We start from the raw sequence: 19,798 nt of genomic DNA on the forward strand, positions 1-19,798 counted from the left end.
AACTAAGATATATTTTTTATCCACTTAATGTTATCTGAACTTAGTCCTTCGATAGCAATAAAGTCTATCCGTACTAGGCTATTTTGTAGCTTGTTGCACTCTAAGTAATGATAAATACTACGACGCAGCTTTTGTATTTTACTCTGGCTTAGGGCCGAAATAGCACCACCAAAGCGATTATTTTTACGATACTTTACTTCGACAAATACAAGTGTGTTTTGTTCTCGCATAATGAGATCTATTTCACCATACTTGCAATTATAATTTCGAGATACAGCAAGCAATCCTTGTGCTTGTAAATATTGCTCCGCGAGTTGCTCATAATGCATCCCTTTGGCGCGAGTATTGGCAAATAATCCTTTTAGCACTCTGTTGTCCTTTACAGTTTTTAGTTTATTAGTCTCTCAAATTATCTTGAAAACGGTTTTGGTTTTGCATAAACAACGGCGTTGGTTGCTGCTCATTAAGCTGCACAAGCTGGATCTGTTTTTGCTTATACTGAGCCCATTCTAAACGTCTTTCTACGATGTTATTGTCTTTAATGCTTAATCGTCCTGTTAACCCTGAATAAGCTTTACCTGGTATTTTTGAAAGCTGTTTTAATTCTGGAATAAGTTGAACTGCGTCAAATGCCATAGCAAACAGACGCTGCTCTATATCGGCTTGCTCAGGCCAAAGCTGGTTATATTGAGTTCGCAAATTAAAGCTATCAACAGACTTATTTAGCATCCAAGGTTGCTCGGTAAAATACAGTCCTTCTAAATCGCCTTTATCGGTATGGTCCATGCGCTTCGAGTAACTTCTTGAGCTGGCATACAGTGGGATGCGGTCAGCGAAAGTACTGACATTCACATCTAAGTATGGTTTTAACAAACGAGTCTCGATAGCATCACCTAGGATATAAATGACATCAATATCCATTCTTGAGCGGGTTTCACTTTCAACTTCTTTTCTAAATAGACTTTTCACCGTTTTAATACGGCTCTTTGATGCATCAACTTCTAATAAATTCGCCACGACTTTGGCCATGTCTTTACTGTCGGTATACAAGCCAACTTCAGGTTCGATTAGGCTGTATTTTTGCCATTGATTTTTAAAATGATTAACCAGTCTTAATCCTGACAAGGTATCCGGTGCAAGCAGCATAGGCTTTTGGTATTGCTGCGCCAAAAAATGCACCATTGCTTGCTCTACTTCGTGTTCAGGGTTTAGAGCAAAAAAGTATTGCTCAGGACTCAAATTCGCGGTGTCACTATTATTTAAATGTAGGGTGGGGGTACTTTGAATTGCACTGCTGGTGCTGACTTTTTCAATGTTGTCTTTTAATAGCGGGCCAATGATGAAGTCAAATGGCTGCGCGGCAAGTTGCTTCTCTATATCTTCAAGACCTAATTGTTCATCAATGAAAGTAATCTCTTCAATTTCGCTATGATCCATGGCCGCTAGAAAACCATTTTTAAGGGCGCTACCTAGGCGTTTACTACTGCCACTTTGTGGTAATAACACCGCGATACGTTTAGCATGGTAAGGTGCAAGACTAACTGAGTTTTGTACTTTTTTCGGTAAAATGTAAGTGGCAGGGTGGTTAACGAATCTGCGCTGCCAGTTATTAAGAGCTTGGTGAAGTTGCACGCCAGAGCCAATATAAATTTGTTGGTACTTCGCAAGCTTAATCCAGCCTCTTTGGATCACAGTGCCTTTGTCAAAGCGCTCAAGTGCATATGAAGAAAGTTGTTGCAGAGCTTGCCAAATTTCATCATTTAAATTGGCAACGCTGATGTTGTCGGCGAAACTGATATCAGCTGCTTGAAAATAATAAGTTAAAGCTTTTTTAGGCATCCCTTGAGAAGCATAAATACGACCCATTAAATATTGGTGCCATGCTTTATGTTCGGGCAGCGATAGCCTTGATGTGAGGGCTTTAAGAATATTTAGAGCTGTACCGTAGTTATTTTGCTCAGTTCTTGCTAGTGCGATGTAAAGCTTATTCTGTACATAGTCGACGCTTTCATTGCGCTCTAATGCTAGACAAGCTTGCTCCAGAATAGGCCAGTTCTGCTCTGTTATCGCACTCTCTCGAGCACTGTAAAGTAGCTGAATTCGAGATGCTCCCTCTTTAGTACGTGCTTTGTTTAAAAGCCCCTCGGCATCAAGTACTTCTGGTGCTTGAGTTTGTGGCTTATTCTGCACAACAAGAGGTTGAGAAGAAGATTTTTCGGTTGTACTACAGGCCGATAAACCCGACAATATACCTATTACAAGACAAATTACTTTCAGTCGCACCGCAACTTCCTAACGATAAATATTCTTCAAAGGGATATCTTACTGACTGAAACTGGAGAGCTCAATGACAAAAGCACAGAATACAGACAAAATTGGTACCCTTTACGTGGTCGCAACGCCAATCGGGAACTTGGCCGATATCAGTGAGCGTGCTTTAACAACCTTAGCAGAAGTTGACTTAATTGCCGCTGAAGATACGCGTCACACGGGTAAGTTGTTGAGCCACTTTAATATCAAGGCCAAAACCTTTGCTTTGCATGACCACAACGAAAAACAAAAAGCTCAACAGATTTTAGACTGGCTAAATGAAGGGCTTGATATTGCATTAGTGTCAGATGCGGGCACTCCACTGATTAGCGACCCTGGTTATGCGGTTGTTAACTTATGCCGCAATGAAGGTGCAGCGGTAACGCCTGTCCCTGGTGCATGTGCGGCTATCACTGCGTTATGTTGTTCTGGGCTACCGACAGATAGATTCCAGTTTATTGGTTTTACCCCAGCGAAAAGCCAAGCCCGTCAGCAGTTCTTTGTTGATGCGTTTGAAAGCGGTATTACCAGTATCATGTACGAAAGTACACACCGCATCATGGCTAGCCTCGAAGATATGCAAACAGCATTAGGCGCAGAGCAACAAGTGGTATTTGCGAAAGAGCTGACTAAAACATACGAAACTTTTTTTAGTGGCTCTGTGCGCGAGTTAATTGAATACTTAACCAATGAGCCTGAGAAGCAGCGTGGCGAGCTAGTATTAATGCTGCCTGGTAAAGCCAAACAGCAAGATGAAATACCAGCCGAAGCTCGTAAAATGTTGAGTCTTTTAGAATCTGAAATGCCATTGAAAAAAGCCTGTGGGGTTGTTGCTGAGTACTTTGGCCTTAAGAAAAATGCGCTTTACAAAGCGGTGATTGCCGATAAAGACGATTAATACCAGTCCTTTTAATTAAGTGATCTATTTTGAGGCAAGTAAAACGTGTCGATAGCAAGGCGAAAATTTTGTTATTTAGTTGTTCTAAATGAGAAATTTTCAACGAAGCTAACGTCAGTTTTAGTCCCTCAAATTGATTAAGTATTATTAAGGATTGGTATAATCTTAAAAAAGCGTGTGATTTTACTGCATCTTGCGTATAATCGCCCGCCTGAGTCAGCCGGATAATCGCTGCCTGTGACGAAAATGATCAGGGGGAGGAAAGTCCGGGCTCCACAGGGCAGGGTGCCAGCTAACGGCTGGGGGGCGTGAGCCTACGACAAGTGCAGCAGAGAGGAGACCGCCAACTTCGGTTGGTAAGGGTGAAAGGGTGCGGTAAGAGCGCACCGGGCCACTGGTAACAGTTGGTTGCAAGGTAAACTCCACCCGGAGCAAGACCAAATAGGGTTCCTTATGGTGTGGCCCACATCGGAACCGGGTAGGTTGCTTGAGCCTAGTAGCAATGCTAGGCCTAGACGAATGATTATCACCTCGCAAGAGGGACAGAACCCGGCTTATAGGCTGACTCACACCCAACCGTAAATGTTTAAGATTTAAATATTTACGGTTGGGTTTTCTTTATTCTTCTTGATACTTTTCTTTGATTTCTAAAATTTTATCTAGCTGTTGTTTAAATATTTCCACCAGTTTTGGATCGAAGTGTTGTCCGCTTTGTTCATCTAAAAACGCGAGTGTTTTTTCTATGCTCCAAGCTTCTTTATAAGGGCGTTTGCTGGTTAGGGCATCAAATACATCACTGATCGCGACAATGCGACCTTCAATTGGAATATCATCACCTTTGAGTCCATTTGGATAACCGCTGCCATCCCATTTTTCGTGGTGGGTGAGGGCAACTACTTTTGCCAACGAAATAAGCTCAGATTCGTCTTCCCCTAAAATATCTGCGCCAATCTGTGGGTGTGCTTGCATTACCTCGTATTCTTCTGGAGTAAGCCTGCCGGGTTTTAATAAGATGTGATCTGGTATGCCAATCTTACCGATGTCATGCATTGGTGCGGTGTGTAGTAATAGATCTGCGCGCGCTTCATCAAAACCATAAGCGAGCGCAATGACTTTGGCGTAATGACTCATACGCATGACGTGCATGCCCGTTTCGTTGTCTTTATACTCTGCGGCTCGACCTAAGCGTTGAATTATTTGTAGGCGTGTTTCTTTGAGTTCTTCGGCTCTGACTAATGAAAGGTGGGTGGCTACTCGCGCTTTTACAACCGCGCTTGAAACGGGCTTAGTAATATAATCTACAGCGCCGAGTTCAAAGCCTTGGGCCTCGTCGGTTTCGTGGTTTAGCGCAGTGACAAAAATAACTGGTATCGCGCTGGTTAGTGGTGAGGACTTTAGGGTTTTACACACCTCTAACCCTGTCATATCAGGCATCATGATATCGAGTAATATCAGGTTAGGTTGTTTGCTGGCGGTTAAGCGTAAAGCCTCTTCACCGCTTTTAGCGAATGCGAGGCGGTAGTTATCTTGTAAGATCTGCTTTAATACTCGCAGGTTTGCTGGTTCGTCATCGACCACTAATATCAGTGGTCTTGTGTCTTGCATCGCCATAATTTAAGAAACCCTTTTAATTAACTGCTCGGTTAGCTGCACGGCTTGGGCAAATTCAAAATCGTTAATTGCCGTAATAATTGCTTCGATATCAGAACCATAAGCACTCGCTTGATGCTCTGCTAAAGCGTGTAACAAGGCTTCATCTATTTCATTTTGTTCTGCAGTGGTTTTTAGCGCCAGTAACGCCTCATGTAGCTCTGCCGTATTGCTTTGGGCATCGCTTTGGGGCGTTAAATCGGTTTGCTGTCGCTGAGCTTCTACCTCATCTATGAGCTGAGAGGTTGACTCTGTAATGTCATTAATAGTCTCTTGTGCTTGCTTTGGATCAGTATGCAGTAAGGTTTCTAATTTTTCTAACTGACGCATAAGCTTGGTAAGTGATAAGTTGCCGCAAATACCTTTCAGTTTGTGTACTTCAGACTGTAAGCTTGGCCACTGTTGTTGCTCAAAGAGTCTATGTAATTGTGTTAAATCTGCTTGGTATTGATCTATAAACTGCTGTAATTGCTTATAGAAATCGTCCTTGCTTCCCCATAAGGCTATGCCTTTTCGCTCATCAATTAACTTGCCTTGTGAGTTGTCTATGATAGCTGAGGTTTGCGGGACAGATTCAATGTTCAGTACGCGGGCAATTTCTTTAAATAGGGCGTCAAGGTCAACCGGCTTTTTGGCAAAGCCATCCATACCTGCTTGCTGCGCTGCTAGTTTATCATCTTCAAGTACGCTGGCTGTGAAGGCGATTATGGGTAGCCTTGGTAATTGGCCTTGGTGTTCGAATTCGCGGCGCTCTTTGGCTGCGGTTAAGCCATCTTTTATAGGCATTTGTACGTCCATGATCACTAAGTCTAGGTGCTCTTCACTTCCCATCCTGATCAGCGCTTGTTGACCATCTCGAGCAGTCACGACGTGATGACCTTCTCGTTCAAGCAATAAGGTGAGTAACTCAATATTTTGTTGAATATCATCAACAACCAAGATGTGCATTGGAGGTAGATTTGCGCGATCTTGCTCTTGCTCAACCTCTAGGTTGTTCATCACTTCAAGCGGTAGGCTAAAACTAAACTTTGAACCCATACCTTCAATACTTTGTGCTGAAATAGTACCGCCCATTAGCTCAACTAATTGTTTACTGATTGTGGTGCCTAAGCCTGTGCCGCCGAAGCGACGGCTCATTGAGGCATCCGCTTGAGTAAAGGCATCAAACACTTTACTCAATTGGCGCTCATTCATGCCAATACCGGTATCTGAAATAACAAAGTCAATCAGGTTGTTTTGCTGAGGTGTCACCGACACTTTGACGGTCCCTTGCTCAGTAAACTTAATGGCGTTACTGATCAGATTTGTGAGTACTTGGCGAATACGTTCAGGCGACCCGCAATAAGCGCTTTTGAGTTCAGGAGACACTTCAACAATGAGTTGCAGTCCTTTATTGCGCGCTTGCAGCCAGAGTGTGGATATCACTTCATCTACTTCTTGGATCAATGAAAAGTTACGCTTTTCAAGCTCAAGTTTGCCTTTATCTAACTTGGCGCTATCGAGAATATCATTGAGTAAATGCAATAGTGATTTAGCTGAGTTGTTGATGGTTTTTAAGTGATGCTGTTGCTCTGGCTGAGTATTACTCTCGATGAGAATGTCACTAAAGCCGATGATGGCATTCATCGGGGTACGAATTTCATGGCTCATATTTGCCATGAAGTTAGCGCGCGCAGATGCAGCTTGCTCGGCACGTTCTTTTGCTTGTCGCAGAGCTTGTTCCATTTCTTTTCGCTCGGTGATGTCCATAATAAAGCCATCGATCCAAGTTTCATTGCGATCAAGATCTTTAATGTGTGTGCCTTGCTCCATCATCCAGCGTACTTCGCCGTTGCGGTTTATGATGCGATATTCAAGTTTAAAAGGCCCATCGAATGATAAATTGTCGATGATCTTCTCTTTATCTTCTGGATGGTAAAGTTCGGTAAAGCTTACTTTAGGGTCAGGTAGTAAAAACTCGTCAGCAGTGTAGCCCGTGATTGATTCAACGGCATTGCTGATATAGATCATTGGCCAATCAGGCGTATCTTTACAGCGATAAGCGATCCCCGGGATGTTGGTGATCAAAGAGCGGAATTTCTCTTCGTTTTCGCGAAGCGCTTGCTCCATTTTAAGACGAGGGCGAATGTCAGAGATAAATGCGACGAAAATATCTCCACTACTTAGCTTCACATGGCCAATAGCAAGACGAATAGCGACAGGCTCACCATTTTTATGCACTGCACTGACTTCTCTTCCTTTACCTATAATGTTGGCTTCACCGGTTTCTAAGTAGCGTTTTAAATAGCCGTCATGTTCACCATGAAACGGTGCAGGAACAAGAATATTGACGTTTTTACCAATTAGTTCATCGGCTTGCCAACCAAACAGTTTTTCGGTTGCTTGGTTTATATTGAGAATAATACCAGTGCTATCGATACTGACAATGCCATCAACGGCGGTTTCCATCATGGCTCTCAGACGGTGTTCACTTTCTGATGCAACACGGTATACGTCTTTGTATCTTAAGATCATATTTAGGCCAAGCACTAAGCAAATAATCACTATGGTGGTAATTGAAATTCCTAAAGCCAGATACATTGATATTTCAGAGGTCTGCTCGCTCAGTTCTAAGCCCGGCGGCTTAACAAATCTAGCCGCAGCCATGCCTGTGTAGTGCATACCTGTGATTGCACAACCCATTACAATGCTAGCCAGTAGTTCAGGGAAAGGTCGCTTGAAGCCCTTTTTACGTAACGATGAAAGGCCGAAGTGGATCCACAATGACAGCATTGCCAGTGTTACCGCAACGACAATAGACAGTGCAAAAAACAGTGGGTCGTAGCGTAGCAATGGGGCCATTTCCATCGCCGCCATGCCTGTATAGTGCATGGCGCCTATACCGGCGCCAACTAATACGCCGCCAATTAAAAGCGGTAAAAATCCTTTATGGTTTTTGGTCAAAAAGTTCAATGCAACCCAAGAGGCAAACACCCCGGGTAGCATAGAGAAAAAGGTCAGCGGACCGTTGTATTCAACATTGGTGCAGAGGTCAAAAGCCAGCATACCAATAAAGTGCATACTCCATATGCCACCGCCGAGCGCAATGCTACCAATTAGTAGCATACTGTGACGTCTAAATGGGGTGGTTTTTGTCGTTACTTGGGAGGCAACTTGTAGCCCCATAAATGATGCAAATATAGCAATGAAAATAGAAAGAATTACTAGCCAATCATTGTAATTACCGTAAATCAGAATACTGTCAGGAGAAATAAAAAAGTAGTCATACAGGAGCGTAGTTAGCATATGAGAACTCAAAGGCAGGCAACAAAGCCAATAAATGCTTGATAACGTGACCCTACCATAAGGGTAATTAATTACAAATAACTAATTATATGTTTGGGGTTAGTGACGAATAATTACGGTGAATGAAGTAAAAATGCCACCGCGTTTTGGGTGGCATTTCATTGTGTGTCTTAGAAAGCGTTGGCATAGTCAATGCGAGATTTAATACTTGGGTGAGTAGATAAGTACTTATTCCATGCACCTTCCTCGTCATTCTCAAGCTCAATGCCTGCTTGCTCAACGATAATCTCTAATGCTTTGGCAAACTCTTTGGGGTCGATACCGTGTTGCTTCATATGCTGCAGGGCGAATTCGTCCGCCTCTTTTTCCATATCTTGCGAAAAACGCTGCTGCAAAATTGTTGAACCTGTACCCAACACTACTTCGGCAAAACCTTCTAAATCGCCGAAGATCATGGCAAATGCAATAGCACCAGCAGCAGCCTGCGCTGCCATACGAATACTATGTTGTTTTTCAACATGACCGATTTCATGAAGTAAAACGGCTTGTAGTGCTAGAGGGTGATCTTGCATGCTTTTTACAAGGTCATCGGTCACTACAATCTGACCATGCGGGAGCGCAAAGGCGTTTGCGCCAAAGAAATCAGACTGATAGAAGCTCAACTTAAACTGATCTCTGGATAGAGACAGCTTTTGTAAACTATCGTCCCAAAGCTGAGTCACTGTTTGCTGTTCTTGCGCTGACAAAGTGGTCGGTTCAAGCACGGCTTGCTCTATGGCATACATAGATTGCTCACCCATTTCTTGCACCACTGAATCGGGTACTAAGTCATAGGTTTGCACTGCAAATGCAGGAACTACCTTGAACATAATTCCGTAGATTAGAATAGGGCTAAGAACGATGGCGCCAAGTACGGCGAATAGATTTTGCTCTAACTTTTCAACCAGTTTTAAACGCTTACGCTCAGTTGGCCAGCGAAATTTAACGTCTGCTGGTAAAAAGCGGCTACCATCACTGAATGTGATTTCTTGAGATTGGCCTAAAATAGGTTCTCCTAAAATCGCACTCGCAAAGTCGTAGCTTTTTTGCTCGCCATCCTCATGATTCAACATCAACTTTGAGTCAAATACCGAAGCTGAGCAGGTAACAGCTTTGCTGCTACCTGCCGGATATAAAGTACCAAATATCTTCATATGCTTAAGTTAGAGAAATATCTACGTCAAATACGTTTGCCGCTTCTTCAGCGAGTGAAGATTGTGACTCTCTATATACTTCCATCACTTGTTCTGCATTTTCAGATAAAGTCACTGTGGTTGCTGCTGCGAGCATTTTCGCTTTGCGTACTTTTGTCCAAGGGAAGGCGAGACCTAGTGTGAAAATAATGGCTAATGCATTGGTCGCTAGAAGCAGTGAGTAATTAACAGCATCTAACTTTGATTCAAATGTAGCAACATCATCAAGTTGCGCATTCGCAAAAATATGGTTACGGATCTTACTTTGGTAAATACCCGCAAGTAGGCTAATCGCTAAGAAGTTAAAGCCCAGAGAGATGAATACCATAGTTAACCCAAGTGATTCAGGGTTACCAAAACCGCCAGTAATGCCAGTAATAATCGCACTAAGCACACCAAAACCAATCGCAACAACAATACACCTTAGTACTGCACCGTAATAGCTACCAGTTGAAAGCTCGACTTTTAAGGCTTTATTGCCGTATTCAATATTATTGTGAATATAAGTGTCGATTTTTTTCATTACCCAAGGCATCGCAATATAAAGCGTTAATGCACCGACAATTGGTAGTAATACAAAGTGGGTTAATGCATCTAGGTAGCCACCTTTAAAACCAAAGCGAACATTGCGATGACTCGTCATTCTTAAATTAAAACGTAAACTTTGATTGATTAACCAAGGAATGGCTGCGGCCCAAATTACAAAAAATACCAGTGCCACAGCTGGGCTATAAGTCGTTACGATGGCATATAATGCAAAAATAGCAAAAGCAATCATTCGTCCTTTAAGGATCTGCATTGGTGTTGCTAGATAATTGAAGCGATGGCCGTCAATTGATGTGTGACCATAGAAGTATTGCTTTGTTCTTACCGTTGCCCAAGCCGAATAGATACCAAGCGTGACAATACTCAGTAAGATGTTGACTATCCAAATGCCAAAGTAGTCTTTCGCATTACCAGTGAATAGCACTTGATGTGTTTTTTGCTCGGATTGAGCGGATAGGTTTATTTCTTCCATAAGAATTATCCATATTGTTGTAAATCGAGCATAAAATATACCATTCGTACCCAAAAGAAAAGACTATCCCGAGGGGAATTTCAGGTAATATCTTATAATCGAACAGTTCTTTATTATTGTGGTTCAACACACTTTTATAGACTTTCTATCTATAAGCTTCTAACCTTTTATTATTCTTGCGCTATAAGCACACATTATGACCCGTCTAATTATTTCTGCGTTTTTGCTATTCACTTGCGTTTTTGCATCAGCGCAAACCACCATTAAGGTTGTTGACCAACTTAATCAGCCACTTGCAGATGCTGTGGTTAGTTTTGTATTTAAAGGTGCGCCTTCTGCTACATCTGTAAGTCCAACTCCTTATATTATGGATCAAGTGAGTAAGGCGTTCTTACCTCATGTACTCGTTGTTCCAAAAGGAGCTCAGGTAAGTTTTCCTAATAGTGATGATATCCGCCATCATGTGTATTCTTTTTCTGAAGCTAAAACATTTGAGTTGAGGCTCTACCACGGCCAACCAAAAGCGCCGTTAGACTTTTCAAAATCGGGCATTGTGGTACTTGGCTGTAATATTCATGATTCAATGGTGGGCTACATTTATGTTTATGATGATAAGCCTGCAATAAAAAGCTCTGAGTTAGGCTTGGTGACTATGCCATATGCCAAAGAGCAACTTGAGGCGATCACCGTTTGGCACGCGAGAGCAAAAATTGGTGTTGATCGTCTGCGTACAATCAAACTCGATGACCTAAAGTTGGTTGATGGCAATATTGAGATTACACTTGAAGTGAACCCGCCAGAGAAAAGAGATAGCTTCGAGAATCTATTTTCTGACTTAGCTCAAGGGGATAAGTTATGAAAATAACGGTAGCGAGTACACTGTTACTTGCCTGTCTTTCGGTGAGTTTTGCATCGCAAGCGAGTGGTAAGTTGCTCGGCACGCCCGGCGTGTCACAAGTTGAGGGATCTGCGGGGGGCGGTTTAGTCCCTTGGGCACAATTAGCGGGCTATGCTACAGAAGACGAATGGGCAATATCGGGGTTTTGCACTAAAGCCGATGTTGATGATTTCTCCTTGAATGTGTGTGGCGCGCAAGCAAACTTTTTCGATAGGCTTGAGTTAAGTTACGCAGAGCAAGATTTTAAGGTTAACCCGCTGAATACCGAGCTTTCACAGAGTATTACTGGCGCTAAGGTCAGACTCTATGGCGACTTGGTTTATAGTCAATGGCCGCAACTGACATTTGGTGTGCAATATAAAAAGCTTGATACTCCAGCGGTTGCCAATGCGCTGGGCGCAGCTGATACATCAGGTTATGACTATTATCTTTCTGCCAGTAAATTACATTTAGGCGCGGCATTTGGATATAACCTGTTATGGAATGCGACGGCACGCAGTACGTCTGCAAACGAAATGGGATTACTTGGCTTTGGCTCGGCCAACCATGATCGCAGTGTACAGCTTGAGTTATCGTCGGCTGTTTTGCTTAACCAGCATTTAGCGGTGGGCGTTGAATATCGCCAGAAGCCAGATAACCTTGACTTGCAAGAAAGCAATTGGCGCGATGTGTTTGTGGCTTGGTTTCCCAATAAGCATGTTAGTGTGACGGCGGCATATATTGATTTAGGCGCGATTGCAGCATTACCAAAACAAACAGGTTGGTATTTATCAGTGACAGGATACTTTTAATAATGAGCAAAGTGTTTTTAATCATCAGCGCAGTGTTGCTGATTGTTCTGAGCGGATGTGCTTCACAGCCTAAAGCTAGCTTATATCAGCAACTTGGTTCTGAGCAGGGAATAGAGCGCATTGTTGATGCGTTTATTAAGCGTATTGCAAAAGATAAAACGATCTTACCGTATTTTGCTAAATCGAGTGTCAGTCACTTCCGTGCAGGCTTTATTACTCACATGTGCGATATCAGCGGTGGTCCATGTGAATATACCGGAGACTCTATGGTTGATATTCACACTGGTATGAATATCAATGAAGCAGATTTTAATCGTGTGGTAGAGCTATTGGTATTAGCTATGGAAGATGCTGGGGTCAGTTACCGTGAGCAAAATTTGCTACTCGCCAAGCTGGCACCAATGAGAGGTGAGGTGATTAAACGTTAATCTCCGCATTTATTTGGATGAGCAATGAAGTGGCAGTGAATGCATGAAAATTCAGGATCTTTGCCCTTTATTTAGATGCATGTCCTATACTTTTCTCATGGTTAAATTTTTAGAGAAAGGTGCATGTTAGGCTTAATGCTCAATACACTAATGTTGTCTACAAGCTTACAACTCTCTACACCTAATATTCAGTGGTATACCGAAGATTACCCGCCTTTTAATTATCAAAACCAAGGTCAGTTGCATGGCTTAGCTTTGAACGTGCTTCGCTCAGCGTATCAACACCTAGATTGGTATTTAGATGAATCGCAAATCGTACTCGCGCCTTGGCCTCGAGTGTATAAAAGTGTGCAACAGCAAGCGAATACTTGCGTGTTTTCTATGACATTTACAGAGAGGCGCAACAAATTATTCAACTTTGTGGGTTTGGTCATTCCCAACACGGTAGCAGTAATAGCTCATAAAGAAACGGACATTAGCATTTCGCAATTAAAGCAAGATAAGTCTTTAACCTATGGGGTTGTTAAAAACGATATTGGTCATCAAGCATTGCTTGCCTATGGTATTTCAGAATCTCAGTTTGTGTATTTAAAAACAGGCTTAGAGTTGGTGCAGATGATAGATCATAAGCGGGTTGATTTGATTGCTTATGGCGATGCTATCGCACGGTTTCAGTTTAAGCGCGCTAATATCAACCCGAAAAACTATCGTTTACTCATGCCACTATTAAATTCAAAACTAGGCTTTGCATGTAATAAACAAGTGCCTCAAGCCCTCTTGCAGCAATTAGACATAGCCATCAAACAAGTTGTTCAGAGTGAGCCCAAGTTACTGATTTACCATGATGCGTCTAAATAGCTTATATTTGACCTCTGTGGAGATTAGCAGAGGTCAATGTTTGCGCTTAGTCACTACGATGCTTGAAGCTAAAACCTTGCTCTTTTATTGGTTTGCCACTGCCATTAATGGGTGTTGAATAAAATTGTACTTTCAGTTCATCCGCCTGATTATCTAGTTCTATGTGGGCAAAGCCCCAGGTAAAACTCTTCGACCAAACTAAATCATATTCTGGATAACGTTTCTCCTGTTGCTCAGCAAAGGGGGTATGTGTGCCACGCATCTTTGAGGCTGCACCGCTGATGATAAGTGGTAGCTTAGGTTTGCTATTACCCGGTAGTACGCGTGAGCAATCATCGGTCAGAAGCTCTAAGTCGTGCTCATGACCTGCAATATAAGCATCGGCATACTGACACAATTCAGGCAAAATCAAGCGTCGTAAGACATGGCCTTCATCGTACTTGGTGCCGCCGATGGACCATAAAATATGGTGGCCGTAGACAATTCTCCATTTAGCTGTTGAATTCTTTAATCCTTCGGCAAGCCAAGCAAGCTGCTTGTGATCTTCTCCATTTACAGGCGCTTCATGTTTTTCAATGTCTTCCACGCTGGCAGCACCAGAAGCCAGCGCAGAGGCGAGTCCTTGCTCTGAGCCATCGGGTAACAGTGGTACCTCATAGTAGTGTTGACCCGACAGCAACATATTGGTGTCGAGCACAAAAAACTCCACATCATTACCCGGTGAGCCTTTTTTATAGCTGTAATAGCCGCGCTCAGCCATGTAAAAGTTAGGTTGTGTTTTCATCCATTCTGTTTGCAGTGCAACGCCTTTACGAGAGGTTTTCCAATCGTGATTACCGAGCGCAGAGTAAACTACAAGATCCGGTTCTTGATCAAATAGAGGCTGTAATGGTGCTTTGATCAGATCGTTCATACGTTGTTGATCGTCTTTACCATCCTTTGCATCAGCGCCATCGGGATAAATGTTGTCGCCCAACTGAATGCCAAACAGGCACTCTGCGGTTTTACAAAATTCAGCCATGGCTTTGCCGACAGGTAACGCACCACCTTGCTCTGTGGCTATATTTGTACCGGGATAAACATAAATAGGTGCATGGCCAAATTCGTCAATCGGGCGATGCTCAGCAAGCCAGTCGGCTTTTTCAGCGGCGATAAACTCCTCTTTTGTTTTCGGTTTATCAATGTGCTTCTGTTTTGGGTAATCGACATGGTAGCCGCCATCACCGAAAGCCAAGAAGGCGATGTTCTGTTGTTGGTCTTTGGCTTGTAAAGCAATAGAGCTACATCCTGCAGCAAGTACAGTAGCGCTAATGAGAGAAGTTAACTGTGATTTTTTCATAGTGTGACCGCAAGCTTTCACTTGCGGCTCCATAAAGTTACAAATTAGAACGATGTCAGCGTGAAGCCCAGCTCAAATGAGCGACCATAGGTTTCGTATTGATAGTTGTATTGGCTCTGGCCGTGGTAAAGGTAGTAAGGCTCATCGGTTAAGTTGACCGCATTGAAGTAGATCTGCGTTTGGTCATTAAAATAGTACTTGGCGCTAAAATCTAACTGAGTGTGTGCGTCTTGCATCACGCGGGCATCGTTATCTTCATGAGAGAAGCTTTTGCTTTTATAGCTTGCGCTTAAACGCGTACTAAAGTGATCGCTTTCATAGCCGAACATTAAATTCGCAACGGTGTCAGACTGGTTGGGTAGCTTGTCGTCGGCATCAATAAAAGTCCCGTTTGCTGACAGCATAAGGCCATTTTTGAAGTTCTTTGTATAAGCAAGTTCAACACCTGAGAGGCTGGCCTCCCCCCCATTGACTGCTTGCATCACTTCTTTAAAGCCATCCCATTGCCCGTTATCTTGCACTTCTTCTGTGGCGATAAAGTTATCTATGTCTTTGTAGAAAACACCGGCTGAAATTACGCCAATATGGCCCGGGTAGTATTCAATTGACCAATCTAGGTTTGTCGATTCATATGGGTCTAAATGCGGATTACCGACTTCAGCCTTACGCTCGGTTTCAATCTGGCCGTCTTCTTCGGTGGTTTCTGATTCAATGATTTGAAATGCCGCAGAATCTGAGAAGCCCGGTCTTGCTAGGGTGCTGGTGTAGGCAAATCGCGTCACGAGTTTGTCATTAATATCGTAGCGCACAGTTAAATTCGGTAATAAATGACTGTAGTCTTTATCAACTGCCCAAGTGTTAATCTCAACACACTCATCATCGTTTACTTCGTCTTTAATTAGCTCAACTTTGTTACCTGATGTGCGGTAATCAGTCGCTTCATAGCGCATACCAGTGATCACTTGCCAAGCGCCCATATCGATAGTGAACATGGCGTAAGCGGCAAAAATATCTTCGTTGCTAGTGAAGCTTCTACCTTTTGTCTCGATATCAGAATCTAATTGATTAACGTCAAACTCAGTGCGGTTGGTCGCGACAAAGCGCGCAATCTCAGAGCGCGATAAACCCGGGCCAAAAGTACTGAGTGACCAATCAGGTGATGATGCTGCAAATTGCGCAGCTGTGGCATCGTTAAAACCACCATCGAACACTGTCGTGCGCACATCATTGAATTTCTCACGTTGCGCATATTTGGCCCCAAATTTGAGCTGGGTGTTGTAGCCAGCTAAGGTAAAGTCTTTGCTTAGATCGAGCTTTAAACTCAGGCTTTCATCTTCGGTATTGTTGTTTTCCCAAACTAACTCATCTAATTCGAAGTTTTCTAGCAGGTGGGCATTGGCTGATTGTGTCAGGGCAGGGGCTTGGCCTAAGTGGCTGTAGCCGAGTGTAAAGTCTTCTCCCGCAAAATCGGCATCAATGCGATTGGGCTCTTCTTCAGAAGACTTCGAATACCCCACGCTATACTCCACAAACCAATCGCTTAGTTGGTGTTCGGCACCTGTTACTAATGACAAAATGGTTTGCGACTCATATCTGTCTTTGGTGTCACGATCCATTTCTGCGCCACTAAATTGTGCGCTTGTGTTGTTAAACTGACCAGAAACTAATTCGCCTTTATCAAACTTATATTCATTACGTAGACGGAACTCATCATCAGAAAACTCACTATACAGTGTGCGCAGGTAGTATTTGCTGAAATCATTGCTGTGCAAATCAAGGTTTAGGGCTGCGCCTAGTCGTTCTCGTTTAATTTTATAGTGGCGTTGTTCAATTTCTTCAGCACCAAATAGTTCTACTTCTTCACCATTGTCGGTTTCAAGCTCGAGCATTTGCCAGCCACCATCGGTCTCCATATTGTGCGAGCCAAATTCTCGTTCAGACCAAGATAGGGCTGTGGCTATACCCAGATCAAACTGTTTGTTAAGGGTATAAACGTCGGTAAAGCTGGCAGAGAGCTTAGGGCTGGTGGCTTCAACTTGTTCGTTGTAAGTGGCTTGTGCACTCACGCTGTAGCTTTGACCTTCACGGTCAAAGGCACTTAAGCTTTTTACTTCGATGCTGCCACCTATGGCACTGGCATCCATATCTGGGGTAACGGTTTTACTGACTTCAAGGCTTTGCACCAGCTCACTTGGGATCACATCCATGGCGACACTACGAACGCCAGATTCAGTTGAGGGCACATTTGCGCCATTGATGGTGACATTGTTCAAGCTGGGATCGATACCACGAATGCCAACAAATCGGCCTTCGCCTTGGTCCCGCTGAATAAACATACCGGGTAAACGCTGTAACGCTTCAGCCGCATTTTGGTCGGGAAGCTGGCCTATAGAATCGCTGCTGACAATAGACTTTACGCCCATGGCATTTTTCTGGCGATTAAGCGCGCCAGCTTGTCCTGCGCGTTGACCCACCACAATGACATCTTCGATGTAGGCGTCTTGGTTCTCAAGTGCAATACGTTGAGTGAGTACTTCATTCTCTTTGATGGTGATTTGACGTTCGACACTTTTCGCGCCTAGATAATCCACGACCAAGGTATATTGACCAGCAGGCAGGTTTGTTAAGCGAAATCGACCATCGCGCTCAGAGCTAATGGTGCGGTTTAATTCTTTTATGCTGATCTTGGCCCCTTCAAAGTACACCGAATTATTGGCATCGGTAATACGGCCTTCAAGGGTATTGGCAAAAGCGTGTGAACTTAATAATGCACAAGTGGTCGCTAATGCGATTTTAGAACGAGTAAATCTAGACGGTTTATGTGTTTTCATTGCTGTTTTCTCAGTTTGCACAGGGAGTCGAGTTTGTTATCTGTTTTGCTACTTATGTGATAACGCAGGCAAAGCTAGAGAATTCAGATGAAAGAAATATGTCAGAGCAAAAGCAAAGTAGTTCAAATTCGCTAAAATCGAGGTTTTTAGTCGGTGTTTTTTGTTAAATTGAGCCAATATGACCCCCTAAATTCTAGTTTTGGCAGGTAAAACCTGATGAAAACCACAAAAAAAGGTGAGGGTTGTCATAATTTTCACGCCTTTACTGAGCTAAAGTGACCCTATGATAAAAACCATGTCGCTGTAGCATGGTATGACTTTCTTTTTATGTATTTATCTTTATGACCTATTCGTTTATTAAGCTCCACACTCGGCTGTTATTGTTGTTAGGCCTGTTGATTATTTCTGCAATTTGTATGGTGAGTATCTTGGGTCAGACTAAACCAAGCAGTGAAATTGACTGGATCGATTGCTTTGGTGAGGGGGGAATAGCTGCGATGACATTGATTTGGTTGCTCGCGACCCTTTTGACTCGGCCCAAAGGTAAGGTAACTAACTTATTATTTTTTGGCTTGAGTGCCTTGCACATTTCTTTGTTGCTCGACTTCTTAGATGAATTTTATCGCTTTGATCTTGAATATGACTGGTTAACGAGTTTAGAGGCGTTACCTGCGACTTTAGGGATGGGGCTAATGAGCCTGGCGATGTATTACTGGTATCACGAGCAACAGGTATTAAATCATCTTTTGCAAAAGAAAGAGCGTTTTTACCGAGAGCATGGCTTAACAGACTTTATCACTGGTTTATACCGTGCTGATTATATGAAAAAACAGGTAGCGCGCGAGTTACAAGCGTATCGAGACAGCGATACTGGATTTTGTATGGCGTTACTTGATATCAAAGGGTTTGGTGATTTTAATCGCAAACATGGCGGGGTAAGAGGTAACAGTTTGCTCTCAGATATTGGTCAGATCATAACGCTCAACTTGCGGGAGTCCGATCTGGCCTGTCGTTATGCCTCTGATAGGTTTATTGTGTTGTTGCCTAATACTGACTTAGTGGAGGCACACGCCGTGATCGAACAGGTGGCGAACATGGTTGCCAGTCATATCCCTTATGATAATCAAAACAGCGCGTTGGGGTTTGAAGGTGTGCAATGGCAATGTATGGCAGCGCGTAAAGATGACGATCAAGCGAACTTATTACAGCGTTTGAATCAAAGCTTAAATGCCCTCAAAGCGGTGGCTGCATGAAACACGTGTTTGAAAATAATAGCCCCTGTTTAGCGATGCAAGCAATGTTATTACCGTTGATTGAAATAGCTGCGCAAAGAGGGGTGAGTAGCCATAAATTGCTTAAAGGTAGTCGTCTGTTTTACGAAGATCTTCATCACTCCAATAAGCAAGTGAGCTTTCTGCAAGTCGCACAAATTTTTGACAATGTACATAAGTATTTGCGCCACGATGGTGTGAGTTTTTTATTAGCGCAGCATTGGTTATTTAGCCAACCGAATGCGGCATTTCAAGCTCTGTTGAATTGCCGCAACCTGTTTGATATGAGTCGAGTTTTACAAGTCAGACAAGCGCAAATTTGGCCACTCATGTTTTTCCAAAGTTACTCTAGTGCACATGCTCGTCATTTTGTTATTAACCCAGCGATAGCCCAAGTTTCAGAGTCTTGTATGCAGTTTATGTCAGAGTTTCTAGTTGCTTCGATTGATCAATTATGTCGATGGCGCTTTGATATGGTAAGTCAGATCACGGTTAAACTACCCTATATTCAGCCTGAGCATGTAGAGCAGTATCAAGCGCATTTAAAGCTGCAATATCACTTTTCTCAGCCTTGTTTTATGGTGAGTATTCCCACCTCTTATTTATATCGGCCGCAGACTTTGGCGCTAACTACTATGCGTGGTTTCTATTTACAACAATCAAAATATTCAGCAAATAATGTCGGGTTTTTACAGTATGTTTGTTCATTGCTTGCTCTGAACCCCAAGCAATCTGCAACTGAGCTTAGTGAGCGATTAGGGGTGAGTGTTGCAACTTTGAAAAGGAAGTTGAAAGCCCACAATACCAGTTTGCAAGTATTGAAAGATCAGCTGCAAAAGCAGCAAGCGGTGATCCATATAAGTGAGCGGGGTTGTTCAAATGAACAGGTTGCGCAACAACTAGATTATGCAGATGTGACAAACTTTCGCCGTAACTTTAAACGCTGGACGGGTATGACGCCCAGCGAGCTAAGAAAGTTGTTTAATTAA

General features: G+C 43.1%; 15 protein-coding genes and 1 other RNA gene. 8 read left to right on the forward strand and 8 right to left on the reverse strand.

Translation table 11 applies throughout. The features are described 5' to 3' along the window. Nucleotides 1–2: 2 nt before the first annotated feature. Nucleotides 3–368 carry a YraN family protein gene (locus ACH784_RS01820; protein WP_404393033.1) on the reverse strand — a complete coding sequence of 122 codons (366 nt, stop codon included), beginning with the start codon at nucleotides 366–368 and terminating at the stop codon, nucleotides 3–5. 28 nt (nucleotides 369–396) lie between these two features. After that, nucleotides 397–2,283 carry a penicillin-binding protein activator gene (locus ACH784_RS01825; protein ID WP_404393035.1) on the reverse strand — a complete coding sequence of 629 codons (1,887 nt, stop codon included), beginning with the start codon at nucleotides 2,281–2,283 and terminating at the stop codon, nucleotides 397–399. Between the two features lie 64 nt (nucleotides 2,284–2,347). Between ACH784_RS01825 and rsmI the strand changes: the two genes are divergently transcribed. After that, on the forward strand, nucleotides 2,348–3,208 hold the full coding sequence (rsmI, locus tag ACH784_RS01830) for a 16S rRNA (cytidine(1402)-2'-O)-methyltransferase (protein ID WP_404393037.1): 861 nt from the start codon (nucleotides 2,348–2,350) through the stop codon (nucleotides 3,206–3,208). A 212-nt stretch (nucleotides 3,209–3,420) separates the two neighbouring features. Then, nucleotides 3,421–3,781: RNase P RNA component class A (rnpB, locus tag ACH784_RS01835), an RNA gene on the forward strand. A 45-nt stretch (nucleotides 3,782–3,826) separates the two neighbouring features. Here rnpB and ACH784_RS01840 read toward each other — a convergent pair. From ACH784_RS01840 to ACH784_RS01855, 4 genes are all read right to left on the reverse strand, one after another. Then, on the reverse strand, nucleotides 3,827–4,813 hold the full coding sequence (locus ACH784_RS01840; RefSeq protein WP_404395154.1) for an HD domain-containing phosphohydrolase: 987 nt from the start codon (nucleotides 4,811–4,813) through the stop codon (nucleotides 3,827–3,829). Between the two features lie 9 nt (nucleotides 4,814–4,822). Further along, nucleotides 4,823–8,143 (reverse strand): MHYT domain-containing protein, encoded by a 3,321-nt coding sequence (locus ACH784_RS01845; RefSeq protein ID WP_404393039.1) that lies wholly within the window; start codon nucleotides 8,141–8,143, stop codon nucleotides 4,823–4,825. Between the two features lie 170 nt (nucleotides 8,144–8,313). Next, nucleotides 8,314–9,336, reverse strand: a complete 1,023-nt coding sequence (locus tag ACH784_RS01850; RefSeq protein ID WP_404393041.1) for a M48 family metallopeptidase — start codon at nucleotides 9,334–9,336, stop codon at nucleotides 8,314–8,316. A 4-nt stretch (nucleotides 9,337–9,340) separates the two neighbouring features. Next, nucleotides 9,341–10,393 carry a YjgN family protein gene (locus tag ACH784_RS01855; RefSeq protein WP_404393043.1) on the reverse strand — a complete coding sequence of 351 codons (1,053 nt, stop codon included), beginning with the start codon at nucleotides 10,391–10,393 and terminating at the stop codon, nucleotides 9,341–9,343. A 196-nt stretch (nucleotides 10,394–10,589) separates the two neighbouring features. Here ACH784_RS01855 and ACH784_RS01860 point away from each other — a divergent pair, with 196 nt between their 5' ends. The 4 genes from ACH784_RS01860 to ACH784_RS01875 all read left to right on the forward strand — a co-directional run bounded on the left by ACH784_RS01860 (nucleotide 10,590) and on the right by ACH784_RS01875 (nucleotide 13,368). Next, nucleotides 10,590–11,252 carry a methylamine utilization protein gene (locus tag ACH784_RS01860; protein WP_404393045.1) on the forward strand — a complete coding sequence of 221 codons (663 nt, stop codon included), beginning with the start codon at nucleotides 10,590–10,592 and terminating at the stop codon, nucleotides 11,250–11,252. Next, the gene (locus tag ACH784_RS01865) at nucleotides 11,249–12,082 is read left to right on the forward strand and encodes a DUF3034 family protein (protein ID WP_404393047.1); all 834 of its coding nucleotides are present in this window, start codon (nucleotides 11,249–11,251) and stop codon (nucleotides 12,080–12,082) included. Before ACH784_RS01860 ends, ACH784_RS01865 begins: the two co-directional genes overlap by 4 nt. Nucleotides 12,083–12,084: 2 nt before the next feature. Next, a complete protein-coding gene (locus tag ACH784_RS01870) occupies nucleotides 12,085–12,510 on the forward strand; it encodes a group 1 truncated hemoglobin (protein WP_404393049.1) in 426 nt (141 codons plus the stop codon). 135 nt (nucleotides 12,511–12,645) lie between these two features. After that, nucleotides 12,646–13,368, forward strand: coding sequence for a substrate-binding periplasmic protein (locus ACH784_RS01875; protein WP_404393051.1), 723 nt, complete (start codon nucleotides 12,646–12,648; stop codon nucleotides 13,366–13,368). Nucleotides 13,369–13,414: 46 nt separating this feature from the next. Here ACH784_RS01875 and ACH784_RS01880 read toward each other — a convergent pair whose 3' ends face one another. Together ACH784_RS01880 and ACH784_RS01885 are read right to left on the reverse strand one after the other, a co-directional pair. Then, entirely contained in the window at nucleotides 13,415–14,707 is a 1,293-nt protein-coding gene (locus ACH784_RS01880) for a metallophosphoesterase (RefSeq protein WP_404393053.1), read from the reverse strand. 44 nt (nucleotides 14,708–14,751) lie between these two features. After that, complete coding sequence (locus ACH784_RS01885) at nucleotides 14,752–17,538, reverse strand: TonB-dependent receptor (protein WP_404393055.1); 2,787 nt, start codon at nucleotides 17,536–17,538, stop codon at nucleotides 14,752–14,754. Between the two features lie 341 nt (nucleotides 17,539–17,879). Between ACH784_RS01885 and ACH784_RS01890 the strand changes: the two genes are divergently transcribed. Beyond that, on the forward strand, nucleotides 17,880–18,791 hold the full coding sequence (locus tag ACH784_RS01890; protein WP_404393057.1) for a GGDEF domain-containing protein: 912 nt from the start codon (nucleotides 17,880–17,882) through the stop codon (nucleotides 18,789–18,791). Beyond that, nucleotides 18,788–19,798 (forward strand): helix-turn-helix domain-containing protein, encoded by a 1,011-nt coding sequence (locus ACH784_RS01895; RefSeq protein ID WP_404393059.1) that lies wholly within the window; start codon nucleotides 18,788–18,790, stop codon nucleotides 19,796–19,798. The genes ACH784_RS01890 and ACH784_RS01895 overlap by 4 nt, the downstream gene beginning before the upstream one ends.

The sequence above is a fragment of the Pseudoalteromonas phenolica genome (genome assembly GCF_044788725.1).
GTDB classification, from domain to species: domain Bacteria; phylum Pseudomonadota; class Gammaproteobacteria; order Enterobacterales; family Alteromonadaceae; genus Pseudoalteromonas; species Pseudoalteromonas phenolica_C.

Coding starts and splice junctions, on each gene's coding strand:
- ACH784_RS01850 (WP_404393041.1), bottom strand. CDS start 9,336: ATGAAGATATTTGGTACTTTATATCCGGCAGGTAGCAGCAAAGCTGTT.
- ACH784_RS01840 (WP_404395154.1), bottom strand. CDS start 4,813: ATGCAAGACACAAGACCACTGATATTAGTGGTCGATGACGAACCAGCA.
- ACH784_RS01865 (WP_404393047.1), top strand. CDS start 11,249: ATGAAAATAACGGTAGCGAGTACACTGTTACTTGCCTGTCTTTCGGTG.
- ACH784_RS01855 (WP_404393043.1), bottom strand. CDS start 10,393: ATGGAAGAAATAAACCTATCCGCTCAATCCGAGCAAAAAACACATCAA.
- ACH784_RS01885 (WP_404393055.1), bottom strand. CDS start 17,538: ATGAAAACACATAAACCGTCTAGATTTACTCGTTCTAAAATCGCATTA.
- rsmI (WP_404393037.1), top strand. CDS start 2,348: ATGACAAAAGCACAGAATACAGACAAAATTGGTACCCTTTACGTGGTC.
- ACH784_RS01895 (WP_404393059.1), top strand. CDS start 18,788: ATGAAACACGTGTTTGAAAATAATAGCCCCTGTTTAGCGATGCAAGCA.
- ACH784_RS01870 (WP_404393049.1), top strand. CDS start 12,085: ATGAGCAAAGTGTTTTTAATCATCAGCGCAGTGTTGCTGATTGTTCTG.
- ACH784_RS01890 (WP_404393057.1), top strand. CDS start 17,880: ATGACCTATTCGTTTATTAAGCTCCACACTCGGCTGTTATTGTTGTTA.
- ACH784_RS01880 (WP_404393053.1), bottom strand. CDS start 14,707: ATGAAAAAATCACAGTTAACTTCTCTCATTAGCGCTACTGTACTTGCT.
- ACH784_RS01860 (WP_404393045.1), top strand. CDS start 10,590: ATGACCCGTCTAATTATTTCTGCGTTTTTGCTATTCACTTGCGTTTTT.
- ACH784_RS01845 (WP_404393039.1), bottom strand. CDS start 8,143: ATGCTAACTACGCTCCTGTATGACTACTTTTTTATTTCTCCTGACAGT.
- ACH784_RS01875 (WP_404393051.1), top strand. CDS start 12,646: ATGCTCAATACACTAATGTTGTCTACAAGCTTACAACTCTCTACACCT.